We start from the raw sequence: 13,406 nt of genomic DNA, 5'->3' as shown, positions 1-13,406 counted from the left end.
AACACTACTCTCTGGCAGTATTATAAAATGTTAACACGTGTGCAACAATGCACAGTATTAAAAAAGTAAATGAACATTTCCTATCCCCTTTGACGGGAACAGGAAATGCCAATCTTATCCAACCATTGAATGGTTAATCCATTCTTTGCATAAGCTCGATATCTTCCATGATGGCCTGCAGGTCATCTTCGTGCTCGATCTCATCGGTAAGGATCTGTAATACCATTTCGTATGTAACAGGGTCCTTATCCTTGACCTTTCCGAGTATGGAGTTGTACACCTGGATTGCACACTGTTCTCCTTTGATGTTCTGTGCAAGGATCTTTTTCACAAATGGATCCTCAGGAGATTCGTATCCACAGTTGCTGAATTTTTCCCAGTCCATTGGAGAGAGGACCGGTGTTCCACCAAGCTGTATTATCCTGTTGGATACCATATCAGCATGTCGCAGTTCATCTGTGGCGTGTTGGAGAAGTTCGGCTACAGTAGCTTCTCTCATAGGGCCTTTGACTACTTTTGCACCAATCCAGTACTGGTAGTATGCAAGCCACTCGTCTGCAAGTGCCTTGTTCAGTAAACCAATCAATTCGTTGACATCTAGATCAAGTATTTCAACACCTTTTGTTCCCATAATAATCACCTATGAACAATGTCTTAGCTTCGTATTTAAGACTGTTTCCTGAGACACATGAACCAGTCAAGGCAGTACTTTCCTTCCTCTTCGGTTTCAACTCTTTCCTTTGCAGATCCGCATGATCCTGGTGGTGGAATGATTACGTCGTCGCCTGGTTGCCAGTTGGCCGGGGTTGCAATATTTTCAGCATCTGACTTCTGCATTGCCAGGATAAGTCTCTTGATCTCGTCCATGTTCCTTCCATTGGACAGTGGATAATAGAGGATCGCTCTTACCTTTGCCTTTGGGTCCATCATGAATACTGCTCTTACAGCCTGGGTGTCTGATGCATTTGGCTGTACCATTCCGAACTTCTTTGCAACATCCATCTTAAGATCTTCAATGACCGGGAAATTCACTTCGACATCTTTCATTCCCTTGTACACGATCTTTTCTTTGATCGTCCGTAGCCATGCAATGTGTGCATATATGCTGTCGATGGAAAGTCCGATAAGTTCTGTATTTAAGGCCCTGAATTCTTCCTGCATAGTTGCAAAGGTCATGAATTCGGTTGTACATACAGGTGTAAAGTCAGCAGGGTGGCTGAAAAGAATTACCCACTTCCCCTTGTAATCATTAGGGAAATTAATTTCTCCCATTGTTGTTTTTGCTTTAAATGACGGTGCGTCGTCGCCTATAAGAGGCATTGTTACTATTTCTTCATCCATATTACTCCATCTCCATGCATTTTTTGCATATACCATAAAAATTAGTGTCTGTCGATCCTATTTTGAAATCATCTATCTCTTTTGCTATGCTCATGGCATATTCGCTAAGCTCTTCCGATTCATAGTCCTGTATTTCTCCACACTCCAGACAAATTGTGTGATGGTGAGGTATTAGATTGGATTCGAACCTTGAAACCCCCTTAACGTTCACCTCCTTGATCAGTCCCTTTTCGGCCAGAAATTTCAGATTATTATAAACGGTGGCCTTACTGATCCGTGTTAATTTTTGCCTTACTCCCTCATAGACATCATCTACGGTAGGATGACCATCAAATTCCCTGAGGAAATCCAGGATCTCGATCCGCTGGTTTGTGTACTTGATGTCTGACTGTTTCATTTTTGTCCCACTTTTATGTTTTTCGTGTTCTGGCATAATTTATGTAAGAACATATCCTAACTAATAATTATTATTATTTAAAGTTTATTCTCATTTAATATCTTAACTTATTTAGTACTATATATTGTATTTTTCCTTGTCAGGAATAAAAAATCTCCGGAACCGGGAAAACGTACTCAATTGAGCAAGATACTTAATAGATAAGTTATCAAATACTCTTCAAATTCCCGGAGGCATAGAATGAGCAAGATCAGGATTATTTCATGGAATGTTAATGGCATCAGGGCGGTTCACAAAAAAGGTTTTCTTGACTGGCTTAATGAGGAAAGGCCGGATATACTCTGTATCCAGGAGACAAAAGCCAACAGGGACCAGCTTCCCCCTGAACTGCTTGAAGTTGATGGTTATCACAACTATTTTGCCTCTGCTCAGAAAAAAGGATACAGCGGAGTGGCACTCTATACTAAAAAAGAACCTGTCGATATTAAATGTGGTTTTGGAATTGATAAGTTCGATACTGAGGGACGTGTCCAGATCGCTGATTACGGGGACTTTGTTCTCTTTAATATATACTTCCCTAACGGAAAAGCATCCGATGAAAGGCTCGAATACAAAATGGAATTCTATGATGCTTTCCTTGAGTATGCCAATACCCTCAAATCCAAAGGTAAGAAGCTTATAATATGCGGAGACGTCAATACTGCGCACAAGGAAATAGACCTTGCACGCCCGAAAGAAAATGAAAATATCTCAGGTTTCCTGCCGGAGGAACGCGCCTGGATCGATAAGCTCCTGAACAAAGGTTATGTGGACACTTTAAGAATGTACAATAGTGAGCCTGAGAACTATACTTGGTGGAGCATGCGGACAAAGGCAAGGGAAAGAAATGTCGGCTGGAGAATTGATTACTTCTTTGCAAGTGAAAATGTCAAAGATAATATCAAAGATGCATTCATTATGCCTGAAGTGATGGGTTCAGATCATTGCCCTATAGGTATTGACCTTGAATTCTAATATAATTATTGATAAAGTGACCTAATATTTTATTTTACCTTGATGCTGTCAATAGCAATTCTGACCGCATCTTTTGAGTTTTTTGCTTTAATGGTGCCCTCGATCTCCCACTTAGAGTCCAGTATAACTACAGTTTTTCCCATTTTAAGTGAATGTGCTATCTCAGATAGCGTGCCATATTCCCCGCCAACAGCTATCAAAGCGTCTGATGATTGGGCTATTATAACGTTCCTGGCATGTCCCATATCTGTTACAATTGCGATGTCGATGCAGGGGTTAGCACTTTGACGGCTGTTTCCAGGTAGGATGCCAATTGTAGTCCCTCCTTGTTTTTTAGCACCGAATGCTGCTGCTTCCATCACTCCACCAAGTCCTCCACAAAGCATTATTGCATTATTTTTTGCAATTTCAGCACCTACTTCCTCCGCTGTTCTTCTTAGTTCTGTGTCACAGGAACCGGCACCAATGACTCCTATCTGTATCATCTTTCTTTCCCGTTGGTATATGTGTTAATAATTTACATATACTCGCTCTGTATCCTCAGGATATCCTTGCTATCCTTTGCCTGTGAGTATTCCTCAAGGGGCTCATGGTTTAGTTCGAGGAATGTGTGTCCCCAGTTGAACTTGGACATAACTGTCTCTGCCTGCTGTTTATTTCCAAGTATATATAGGGCAGCAGCAAAAGCCTCTACAGATGTGAGCTTGAAAGGTCTTCCAAAATTTACAGGATTAGCAGCAACAAGGTATGGGAGTGCACGGTGTTCAAGTCTCATTCGTAGTAGTTGTGGGAAAACCCTTTCAACTTCTTCCCATGAACAGTCCAGAACCGTAATGCCTTTTTTAGCACTGTCCTCAGGTGACAGGGCTTTTTCAGCCATAGGGTCAAGCAATATTGACCTTGAAGGTATTCTTTCTATTTTTTCGGACAAGTTTACAAGTCCGAATCGTGCCATTTTCTTACCGGTGCACTTTTTCGGGTCACATTGCTTCGCATGGTATAGGAAGAGCTTAATGTCTTTTTCAGCATCAGGTGTCATTTGAACGTGATTATCTCTGATTGTATATCAATAATTCCTATTTGCAATATTTAATTTCCAAATAATATAGATATGTATTTATATTTTTAACTACTACTATAATCTGAATGTATCTTATATGAATATATATTCACGAAGTTTTCAACAAGAAAGGAAACTACTCATATTGTAATCATCAACCGAGGCATTTTATGACAGCAACAATTTTTACTATTGTTTCAGGGAAGGGTGGTGTCGGCACAACTACGGCTGCTATAAATCTCAGTGCTGCACTTGCAGGGTTTGCAAAAAATACTCTAATAATTGATACTGATATTGGAATGCCCACAGTTGGGCTGATGTTGGGTATCGAAACTTCAAAGGCAAGTCTTCATGACGTTCTTGCAGGCACTGCAGAGCTAAAGGATGCCATATATGACGGCCCTAACAATTTGCATGTTCTTCCGGGAAGTATTTCACTTCATAGTTTTGTAAATGCAAATACAGATGCTATTAGTGATATTCTGGATACTGTAAAAGAAAAGTATGATTACGTGATTATAGATTCTCCTACGGGTATCAACAAAAACTCAATATTATCCATATCACTTGCAGATGAAGTTATTCAGGTAATGAATCCGGATATCGTATCTCTTGCAGGCGCAATGAAAATACAGACTATTTCTGACAGTATGGGCAAACCGTTCCGTGGGGTCTTCATTAACAGGACTGGCGTTAATCCAAATGAATTAAGCAATGACAGGATAGAGTCTACTCTTGGGCTTCGGATTCTGGAGACCATAATTGAAGATAATAGCGTAAGGAATTCTTTAGCTTTTAAAACACCAGTTGTTATGAAATATCCAGGCTCTCCTGTGGCTGTCTGCTTCAATCGCCAGGCAGCTGAGATTGCAGGCATAAAGGCTCCGGTAGAGGATCTGTCGGCAGAAGTAAAAGAAAAGAAAAAGAAGGGCAAGAGATTCTCATTGTCAAAAAACAAGGAATGATCTCTCTATCAAATTCAGGACTAAAATGCCTTAAAACTATCAATTTGGAAGATAATAAAATGATAATTAGTATTGGGGTTGGTAATATTGAGTAATATTTCAGGTGACCGAACTGGGGATAAGGATGATGAAAGCGGTCTTCCAGTTGAGACAATAATGGTTGAAGATAGTTTATCTTCTTCTGATGTGAAAGAAGACCTCTCATTAGATTCCGAAGACCCAGTCGAAGATATGCCTGTAGATACGGGTTCAGCTTCAGTTTCTCCTGCAGGTCATCTTGTTGAAATCTCTGATATGTCTGGTAGGGAGGACTATAAAGAGCACGAGGATATAAAGGATGAACCGGATGTATTGGGGGAATTTCTGTCCGCGGAAGAGGATGAATTTATAGATGAACTTGCGGATCTTATATTGCCGGACTCGGAACCTGTAAGTATTGATAGCTTAAAAAGCAGGGTTGATGACCTTTATATTCCTTTTTATAATGATATTGATGTTCCATATGACAAGGAGTCCTTCTGGAGAAATGTCATTTCAGAGATATATGGGGAAGAACCCATAGAGGAAGAATTAATTGTAGATGATGAAGAACCAGAGTCATTGCTGGATCGTGCCACTAAACTTTTTTCCAGAAACACTCTCTATATAGAACCTTATAATATTGTAGAACATGGTCCTATAGTAGATCTGACAATACCTGTTGACAGCACTTTCAAGGAAATTGAGCTATATGAGGTAAATCCTCTGTATGGTTATGTAAGGATTGCATACGATCCTGAATCTCATGAGTATCAGTACCAGACTATAGAGCCGGTTCTGACTGAAAAGGAACAGGAACTTCTGGAAGCCATCAAGCTAAAGTTCGTCGAAACCCTTGATGTGAATCTAAAAGAGATATCCCGTAAGAATGCAGAAAAATTCCTTAAGGAAAATGTGATTAATTATTTACAGGAATATCGTATAGACATCTCACCACGAAAAAGAGAGAGGGTAATTTATCATATTGTTCGTGATTTTGTAGGGTATGGCGAAATCGATGTTTTAATGAGGGATCCAAATCTGGAAGATATTTCCTGTGATGGTCCTAATACGCCTATATATGTTTACCACAAGGGGTACAATTCAATACCGTCGGATATAGAATTCCCTTCTGATGCAGTATTGGATTCTTTCGCTATCCGGATCGCCCAGATATGTGGCAGGCATATATCGATTGCAAGACCAATACTTGATGCTACTATGCCTGATGGTTCACGTATCCAGATGACACTGGGCAGGGAGATTACTACTCGTGGTAGTACTTTTACTATCAGGCGATTCAAGGATAACCCTATCAGTCCTACCAATCTTGTTGATTTCCATACTTTTTCGACTGCCATGATGGCCTATCTCTGGTTGTCTGTAGAGTCAAATAAAAGTCTGATCTTTGCCGGAGGTACGGCATCAGGTAAGACTACTGCTATGAATGCAGTTTCTCTCTTCATCCAGCCGGAAATGAAGATAGTTTCTATTGAGGATACAAGGGAACTGAACCTTTCTCATCCTAACTGGATTCCGGGAGTTACCCGGCAGGCATTTTCGGGTGAGGAGAAAGGTTCCATTGAGATGTATGAGCTTCTGAGGGCATCTTTGAGGCAGAGGCCTGAATATATTATTGTGGGTGAGGTTCGTGGAGCTGAAGCCTATGTGCTTTTCCAGGCAATGTCTACAGGCCATACTACATTCTCAACAATGCATGCTGATTCTGTGCAATCTGTGGTACATAGGCTGGAGAATCCTCCTATCAATGTTCCAAGGATTATGATACAGGCTCTTGATCTTGTGGCAATACAGGTACAGATCAAGGTTGGCGGTGAGCGTGTAAGACGTTGTAAATCACTGACGGAGGTAGTAGGTGTGGATCCTCGTACGGGTGAACTTCTTACCAATGACGTTTTTACCTGGGATGCTGCAAAGGATATGTTCCAGTATTCGGGTAGATCCTATGTTATAGAAAGTGTTATGGAAGACCGCGGATGGACTGAAGAGAAGGTCCGTGATGAGTTAAAACAAAGGCAGGATATTCTTGAATGGGCTCGCAATAAAAGGATTACGAACTTCAGGGATTTTGCAAAGATAGTGGTGGCTTATGGCCGTGAGCCGGAAATGATCATAAAAAAAGTAAGGCAGGAATTGGATGTCTAGTCTGTATCCGCTCCTTGCTTACAATCTTTTCGGGAAGTATTACGAAAAGAAAAGGCTTGATTTCTTTGGCCTTAGGCATAGTCTCCTGAAGAACAGGATGGACATGGCTTATGATGTTTACATGTCCTGCGCACTACTGACTTCAATTATTAGTTCTTTTGTTGCTCTTATTGGAATTTCATTCATTATGCTGATATTCGGGGTTCCTGATATAAGGGCAACCAGGATTATGTTTCCTGCATGGGTGGAACCACTTCTTCAATACAAGTCTATCTTTCTTGGATTGCTGTTTGTAGTTATTTTCACTGCTATGGTGTTTATAGTTGTTTACAAGTTGTTCCAGGTTTATCCTTCTATAATGGCGGGTGACAGAAAAAGAAGGATTGACAGCATGCTTCCATATGCTGTGAACTACATGTCTGCAATGTCCGGTGCAGGTGTGCTCCCTGTAGATCTTTTCAGGTCACTTGCGACAAATGATATCTATGGTGAGATGTCAGTGGAGTGCCGCTATCTGGTACGTGATCTTGAGATACTTGGTCAGGATCTTGTCAGTGCAATGAAGAATCTTGCAGTTACAACTCCTTCCAGTGCATTGCAGGACTTCCTGCAGGGTGCAATTACGGTTGTGACATCCGGTGGTCAGCTTGAATCCTATTTCAGAATAAAGACGGATCAATATATCATGGAGAACCGTCAGAGCCAGAAAGAATTCCTTGAGACATTGGGTCTTCTTGGTGAAACCTATGTGACGGCTTTTGTTGCCGGTCCTCTTTTTCTTGTGGTGGTCATATCCATTATGTCTATCATGGGAAATGCACAGATGGCTTTCCTCTATATCATTATTTACGCATTGATACCAATTGGCAGCATAATGTATGTGGTAGTCATCAGTATGCTTACTCCGGAGGCATAAAATGAAGATACTTGATTTTTTCCGAAGAGAAACGCAGTCCAGTGAATTGCTTACAGAGGAAGAACTTTCCACGCTTGAAGATAGCCTGATAGATGCAAAGATGGAGGAAGCAACTAAAAATGTGCTTGTAAAAAACTTCTTCAAAGAGCCCCTAAAAACACTTAGTCTCAATCCGGAATATACGTTTGCCCTGAGTATTCCTCTGGCTTTGGTATTTTTTACAATCGGAATGGCTATTACCTGGGGTACACCAGTAATTGATGATGTTATCATCTTCTCAGTCCTCCTGTGTGTGACACCTCCTTCCATTGCTTTCCATAAAAAGTACAAAAGGACAAGTATGATTGAGGAGTATCTCCCAACTTTCTTGAGGGATATATCTGAAATGAGCAGGGCAGGATTAACTCTTCCGAATGCTGTTAATACTGTTGCTAAGGGTGAATATGGTGCCCTGACCAAGGAAGTCCAGGCAATGGATTCTTCAATGTCCTGGGGTGTATCTTTTGAAGATTCATTGAAAACCTTCGCGATCAGAATATCGACCCCTATTATTGTGAGGTCAGTTTCCCTTATTACTCAGGCAAGCAAAGCTGGAGGTCGTGTATCTTCTGTTCTTGAGGCTGCTGCCCGTGACGCAAGAGAAGTGAAAATGCTGGAACGTGAAAGACGTGGTAATATGATGGTGTATGTGGTCATCACTTACATGTCCTTCTTCGTTTTCATTTTTGTAATAGCCATGCTCACTTCTACATTTGTGCCAACCATGGCAGAAGCAGGTAGGGCTGCATCTGCAGCCGGTGCAGGAAGCAGTTTCATTGGAGCTTTTGATCCTGCAGAGTACACTCGTCTGATGTTTCATGCAACAGTCATTCAGGGTTTCATGAGCGGACTGGTGGCAGGGCAGATGGGTGAAGGTTCGGCATTTTTGGGTTTAAAACACTCTATTATATTGACGCTTATTGCCTGGTGTATCTTCACGTTCTTGATCTGAAACAAACATTAAAAATAAATGATCTGGCTTATTCAAGTTTGGAATAAGCCGCCTTTGCTTTTTTACTAACTTCTAAGAACAGATCATTGTTGTGTGAGTCTATTCCGACAACAAGGGGTCCGAACTCATTAACCTCAAGCTCCCACACAGCTTCTGGCATTCCAAGGTCAAGCCAATGTACAGTATTTACTTTTTCAATGCTAATGGCAGCCAATGCCGCACAGCCACCTGTAAAGGCGAGGTAGACAGCTTTGTTTTCCATGGCATCTGTGACATTATCCATTCCACCCTTTCCTACAAAGGCCCTAACTTCATGAATTTCAAGGAGTTTTGGTGTCATTTTTGACATGCGGGCACTTGTGGTGGGTCCTGCAGCAACGACTTCCCATTTACCTTCATCTTCTTTCATAAGGGGTCCGCAGTGATAGATCACAGAACCTTCCAGATCAAATGGAAGCTCTTCCTTTTCCTGGTACATTTCCAGAATTCTGGCATGGGCTTCATCTCTAGCCGTAAATATTGTTCCGCTGAGGTAGACGATATCGCCTGCTTTGAGCTTTCCGATATCTTCTTTTTGTAATGGTGTTGTCAGCCTGTATTCCATTACTCATCACCACCAAGGGTCACTGAAGAATGACGATTGGCCCAGCACTGGATATTCACGGCCACCGGGAGGGATGCTGTATGACAATGCGCTTTTTTGATGTGTACTGCAAGTGCTGTTGTCTTACCGCCAAGTCCCATTGGTCCTATTCCGAGGGAGTTGATGTCTTCCAGCAGACTTAGTTCCTCTTCATTCATGTCTTCAACATTCTCAAGCAGGGCGGATTTTGCAAGCCTTGCGGCTTTATCAAAAGAACCGCCAATGCCCACGCCAACAATTATTGGCGGGCAGGGTTTGCCGCCTGCATTCAGTACAGTCTCAAGAACAAAGTTACGTATCATGTCTTTTTCTGTAGGGTTGAACATTTTAATAGCACTCATATTTTCAGAACCTGCGCCCTTGGGGGCAACAGTGATCTTAATGCTGCTTCCTTCTGTCAGCTCGTATTTTATATCTGGAATGCCGGTTCCTATGTTATTTCCACTGTTGCTGCGACTTATGGGGTCAACGGCATTGGGGCGCAGTGGGATTGATTCGGTTGCTATTCTTACGCCTTCAAGGATCGCGTCTTCCAGGCTAAAGTCAAGCAGGGCTTTACGTCCCAGCTCGACAAAAAATATGAGTATTCCTGTATCCTGGCAAATGGGTACTTTCCTGTTGCCTGCAATTTCGATATTCTTAAGAATCGCTTCAAGTTGTTCTCCTGCAACAGGGGATGTTTCTTTCGAAGCTGCCTTTTTAAGTGCATCTACAACATCCTGTGGTAATATGGTCTCTGCTTCTCTTAAAATATCAACAACAGCTGATACAACGGTATCACGTTCTATGGGATTTGACAAAAAAGATCACCTTTGGTGTTTGCGGGAGAATAGATTCGAACTCCTGCATGAGTATGATTAAAGTATTCTACGATTTTGCGCTAATTATACTCTTTTATTATTTATTTTATTCCGATTGTTAATATGGATGAGATTGGCAAACATAAACATTTGGATTTTGTAAAAGAATAATACGTGCAGGTGAAATGCCCAATATTTTCTTGTTCCTAAGATATATAGGAATAATGGGGCACAGTGCCATGAAAAAGATTCAATGTCTTTTAGTGAATATTGGGTATATCAAAAACACAAGAATAATAGAAAAGAATAGAAGAACATTGCCAATTTAAAGTGGTGCGGGAGAAGGGATTCGAACCCCCGAACGCCTACGCGAGCAGATCTTGAGTCTGCCACCGTTGACCGCTTGGTTACTCCCGCATTTGAGATTAACGATACCTCTATTGCAGTATTAATTATAAATCTAACTGTCGGTGGTAGTTTTTTTTTTACTTGGGTATATCAAATCAGGGGTAAAATTCCCTGCATTCTAATTTGATAACAATTTTGCTATGTAGGAAACCTATTGAAATCAATAATGGGTAGTAAAATTATGTATATAATATTACTATTTTGCCCAACACTTTGAAGTTTAATAGACTTATGTAATTGTTTGGATTGGGGTGATGTTCTTCTTGGGTGTGCAACACCCGGATTGTTCTGTTACTGCATGATCTTGAGGTTTTGCTCATTGGTTAGTGATGCATCAGGTGTGTGTTCATCGTTGCGCAGAGTCGTGTTAAAAATAGTCTGATGTGTGCTATAAGCGGTTTATCATTGTAAAAAGCAATTCCTCAGTTTTATGGTAGTCTCATGCAAATCCTTAAGGTTTAGTTTATTTCGGAGTACTTATTGTATATTATAGGTATGTTATTCGTTGTATTTGCCAATTTCTCCGCAACCCTTTTATACAAGCATTGACTTGTAAGGGTGCTCGCGTTGAGCACAATGGTGCGTCACTGCATCATGATAATAACTCTACGTGAAGCATATGATGAAGTACTAATTTCATTTCATCGGGCAGGTGTCACAAAGGTTCATCCTTTGCCTTCGAATCTCCTGATTCGGAAGGTATATATAGGATGATGTCCTTTGAAGGAGTCCGCGTGAATCACGCGAGAACTTACAATCACCGCCTTTTAACAAGTGGAGGCAAGAGTTATTTCTTGTCTGACGTTGGATTTGGCAGTTCGGTTAATTCTGACCGGTAGTGAACAACTACTAACTAATTGGAATTAACCAACTAAGTGCATGTGAAAAGAAATTCTCTAGTGAGAGTTCTTTCCTAATGATTCCTTAAATGACTTCCAAAATAATATACTTTTGTGTGTGGATTAACAATTCTGGTTGATCCTGCCAGAGGTCACTGCTATCAGTATTCGATTAAGCCATGCGAGTCAAATGTTTTTCGTAAACATGGCGTACTGCTCAGTAACACGTGGATAATCTGCCCTAAGGTTAGGTATAACTCCGGGAAACTGGTGATAATCCCTAATATACCATAGATACTGGAATGTTCTGTGGTCAAAAGCTCCGGCGCCTTAGGATGAATCTGCGGCCTATCAGGTTGTAGTGGGTGTAGTGTACCTACTAGCCGACGACGGGTACGGGTTGTGAGAGCAAGAGCCCGGAGATGGATTCTGAGACATGAATCCAGGCCCTACGGGGCGCAGCAGGCGCGAAAACTTTACAATGCGGGAAACCGCGATAAGGGGATACTGAGTGCCAGCATCTTATGTTGGCTGTCCGCATGTATAAATAGCATGTGTTAGCAAGGGCCGGGCAAGACCGGTGCCAGCCGCCGCGGTAACACCGGCGGCCCGAGTGGTGGCCACTATTATTGGGTCTAAAGGGTCCGTAGCCGGTTTGATCAGTCTTCCGGGAAATCTGACAGCTCAACTGTTAGGCTTCCGGGGGATACTGTCAGACTTGGGACCGGGAGAGGTAAGAGGTACTACAGGGGTAGGAGTGAAATCTTGTAATCCTTGTGGGACCACCAGTGGCGAAGGCGTCTTACCAGAACGGGTCCGACGGTGAGGGACGAAAGCTGGGGGCACGAACCGGATTAGATACCCGGGTAGTCCCAGCCGTAAACGATGCTCGCTAGGTGTCTGGGACGGTGCGACCGTTTCAGGTGCCGCAGGGAAGCCGTGAAGCGAGCCACCTGGGAAGTACGGCCGCAAGGCTGAAACTTAAAGGAATTGGCGGGGGAGCACTACAACGGGTGGAGCCTGCGGTTTAATTGGACTCAACGCCGGAAAACTCACCTGGGGCGACAGCAATATGTAGGTCAGGCTGAAGGTCTTACCTGAATCGCTGAGAGGAGGTGCATGGCCGTCGTCAGTTCGTACTGTGAAGCATCCTGTTAAGTCAGGCAACGAGCGAGACCCGTGCCCACTGTTGCCAGCATATCCTTCGGGATGATGGGTACTCTGTGGGGACCGCTGGTGCTAAACCAGAGGAAGGTGCGGGCTACGGTAGGTCAGTATGCCCCGAATCTCCAGGGCTACACGCGGGCTACAATGACCGGGACAATGGGCTCCTACCCCGAAAGGGGTTGGTAATCTCATAAACCCGGCCTTAGTTCGAATTGAGGGCTGTAACTCGCCCTCATGAAGCTGGAATCCGTAGTAATCGCGTTTCAATATAGCGCGGTGAATACGTCCCTGCTCCTTGCACACACCGCCCGTCAAACCACCCGAGTGAGGTATGGGTGAGGGCACGGACCTAGTGCCGTGTTCGAACCTAAATTTCGCAAGGGGGGTTAAGTCGTAACAAGGTAGCCGTAGGGGAATCTGCGGCTGGATCACCTCCTAAGCAGATCGGCACAACGCCGATCACCACTTACCGGTCAGAAATCGAAAAACTGTCAAATCCGAAATAATCTACATGGATTCAAAAAAGGCGAATCCAGGAGGGCTTGTAGATCAGTTGGGAGATCGTCGCCTTTGCAAGGCGAAGGCCCTGGGTTCGAATCCCAGCAAGTCCATTATTTAGTGCACCCGAGAAGTAACTTTTTCGGGGAAGGATGAAGTGGTCGAAGCAACAACGGCTGCAAT

12 protein-coding genes, 2 tRNA genes and 1 rRNA gene are annotated in these 13,406 nt (G+C 42.7%); 7 read left to right on the top strand and 8 right to left on the bottom strand.

The features are described from left to right. Positions 1-133 precede the first annotated feature (133 nt). From RE476_RS05780 to RE476_RS05770, 3 genes are read right to left on the bottom strand one after another with little or no spacing between them, the layout of a single operon-like run. Positions 134-631: a ferritin-like domain-containing protein gene (locus tag RE476_RS05780; RefSeq protein WP_309309444.1), complete on the bottom strand. Its 498-nt coding sequence runs from the start codon at positions 629-631 to the stop codon at positions 134-136. Positions 632-666: 35 nt separating this feature from the next. Further along, positions 667-1,320 carry a peroxiredoxin gene (locus tag RE476_RS05775; RefSeq protein WP_309309562.1) on the bottom strand — a complete coding sequence of 218 codons (654 nt, stop codon included), beginning with the start codon at positions 1,318-1,320 and terminating at the stop codon, positions 667-669. 22 nt (positions 1,321-1,342) lie between these two features. Then, on the bottom strand, positions 1,343-1,738 hold the full coding sequence (locus RE476_RS05770) for a Fur family transcriptional regulator (RefSeq protein ID WP_309309443.1): 396 nt from the start codon (positions 1,736-1,738) through the stop codon (positions 1,343-1,345). 240 nt (positions 1,739-1,978) lie between these two features. On the opposite strand from RE476_RS05770, the gene xth reads away from it, so the two are divergent. Further along, positions 1,979-2,752 (top strand): exodeoxyribonuclease III, encoded by a 774-nt coding sequence (gene xth / locus RE476_RS05765; protein ID WP_309309442.1) that lies wholly within the window; start codon positions 1,979-1,981, stop codon positions 2,750-2,752. A gap of 29 nt (positions 2,753-2,781) precedes the next feature. On the opposite strand, the gene RE476_RS05760 is transcribed toward xth, so the two are convergent. After that, a complete protein-coding gene (locus RE476_RS05760; protein WP_309309441.1) occupies positions 2,782-3,237 on the bottom strand; it encodes a TIGR00725 family protein in 456 nt (151 codons plus the stop codon). 32 nt (positions 3,238-3,269) lie between these two features. Continuing rightward, complete coding sequence (locus RE476_RS05755; RefSeq protein WP_309309440.1) at positions 3,270-3,791, bottom strand: DUF367 family protein; 522 nt, start codon at positions 3,789-3,791, stop codon at positions 3,270-3,272. A 191-nt stretch (positions 3,792-3,982) separates the two neighbouring features. Here RE476_RS05755 and minD point away from each other — a divergent pair, with 191 nt between their 5' ends. The 4 genes from minD to RE476_RS05735 all read left to right on the top strand — a co-directional run bounded on the left by minD (position 3,983) and on the right by RE476_RS05735 (position 8,868). Further along, positions 3,983-4,777 carry a cell division ATPase MinD gene (gene minD / locus RE476_RS05750; protein ID WP_309309439.1) on the top strand — a complete coding sequence of 265 codons (795 nt, stop codon included), beginning with the start codon at positions 3,983-3,985 and terminating at the stop codon, positions 4,775-4,777. Between the two features lie 87 nt (positions 4,778-4,864). Further along, complete coding sequence (locus tag RE476_RS05745) at positions 4,865-6,961, top strand: type II/IV secretion system ATPase subunit (RefSeq protein ID WP_309309438.1); 2,097 nt, start codon at positions 4,865-4,867, stop codon at positions 6,959-6,961. Continuing rightward, positions 6,954-7,877 (top strand): type II secretion system F family protein, encoded by a 924-nt coding sequence (locus tag RE476_RS05740; RefSeq protein ID WP_309309437.1) that lies wholly within the window; start codon positions 6,954-6,956, stop codon positions 7,875-7,877. Before RE476_RS05745 ends, RE476_RS05740 begins: the two co-directional genes overlap by 8 nt. Position 7,878: 1 nt before the next feature. Continuing rightward, positions 7,879-8,868: a type II secretion system F family protein gene (locus RE476_RS05735; protein ID WP_309309436.1), complete on the top strand. Its 990-nt coding sequence runs from the start codon at positions 7,879-7,881 to the stop codon at positions 8,866-8,868. Positions 8,869-8,896: 28 nt separating this feature from the next. On the opposite strand, the gene RE476_RS05730 is transcribed toward RE476_RS05735, so the two are convergent. From RE476_RS05730 to RE476_RS05720, 3 genes are all read right to left on the bottom strand, one after another. Further along, entirely contained in the window at positions 8,897-9,472 is a 576-nt protein-coding gene (locus tag RE476_RS05730; protein WP_309309435.1) for a FumA C-terminus/TtdB family hydratase beta subunit, read from the bottom strand. After that, positions 9,472-10,311, bottom strand: a complete 840-nt coding sequence (locus tag RE476_RS05725) for a fumarate hydratase (RefSeq protein ID WP_309309434.1) — start codon at positions 10,309-10,311, stop codon at positions 9,472-9,474. Before RE476_RS05725 ends, RE476_RS05730 begins: the two co-directional genes overlap by 1 nt. Positions 10,312-10,642: 331 nt before the next feature. Beyond that, a tRNA-Leu gene (locus RE476_RS05720) sits at positions 10,643-10,728 on the bottom strand. Between the two features lie 959 nt (positions 10,729-11,687). Here RE476_RS05720 and RE476_RS05715 point away from each other — a divergent pair. Continuing rightward, positions 11,688-13,162, top strand: a 16S ribosomal RNA gene (locus RE476_RS05715). A 101-nt stretch (positions 13,163-13,263) separates the two neighbouring features. After that, a tRNA-Ala gene (locus tag RE476_RS05710) sits at positions 13,264-13,336 on the top strand. The last annotated feature ends 70 nt before the right edge of the window (positions 13,337-13,406 follow it).

Origin of the sequence: Methanolobus mangrovi (genome assembly GCF_031312535.1) — an archaeon.
Lineage (GTDB): Archaea > Halobacteriota > Methanosarcinia > Methanosarcinales > Methanosarcinaceae > Methanolobus > Methanolobus mangrovi.
The sequence above is the reverse complement of the archived record's forward strand: the minus strand, read 5'-3'. Positions and strand labels throughout refer to the sequence as shown.

Excerpts from the sequence above, each read along its gene's own strand:
- RE476_RS05730 (WP_309309435.1), bottom strand. The coding sequence starts at position 9,472 with ATGGAATACAGGCTGACAACACCATTACAAAAAGAAGATATCGGAAAG.
- RE476_RS05770 (WP_309309443.1), bottom strand. The coding sequence starts at position 1,738 with ATGAAACAGTCAGACATCAAGTACACAAACCAGCGGATCGAGATCCTG.
- RE476_RS05735 (WP_309309436.1), top strand. The coding sequence starts at position 7,879 with ATGAAGATACTTGATTTTTTCCGAAGAGAAACGCAGTCCAGTGAATTG.
- xth (WP_309309442.1), top strand. The coding sequence starts at position 1,979 with ATGAGCAAGATCAGGATTATTTCATGGAATGTTAATGGCATCAGGGCG.
- RE476_RS05760 (WP_309309441.1), bottom strand. The coding sequence starts at position 3,237 with ATGATACAGATAGGAGTCATTGGTGCCGGTTCCTGTGACACAGAACTA.
- RE476_RS05755 (WP_309309440.1), bottom strand. The coding sequence starts at position 3,791 with ATGACACCTGATGCTGAAAAAGACATTAAGCTCTTCCTATACCATGCG.
- RE476_RS05780 (WP_309309444.1), bottom strand. The coding sequence starts at position 631 with ATGGGAACAAAAGGTGTTGAAATACTTGATCTAGATGTCAACGAATTG.
- RE476_RS05775 (WP_309309562.1), bottom strand. The coding sequence starts at position 1,320 with ATGCCTCTTATAGGCGACGACGCACCGTCATTTAAAGCAAAAACAACA.
- RE476_RS05740 (WP_309309437.1), top strand. The coding sequence starts at position 6,954 with ATGTCTAGTCTGTATCCGCTCCTTGCTTACAATCTTTTCGGGAAGTAT.
- minD (WP_309309439.1), top strand. The coding sequence starts at position 3,983 with ATGACAGCAACAATTTTTACTATTGTTTCAGGGAAGGGTGGTGTCGGC.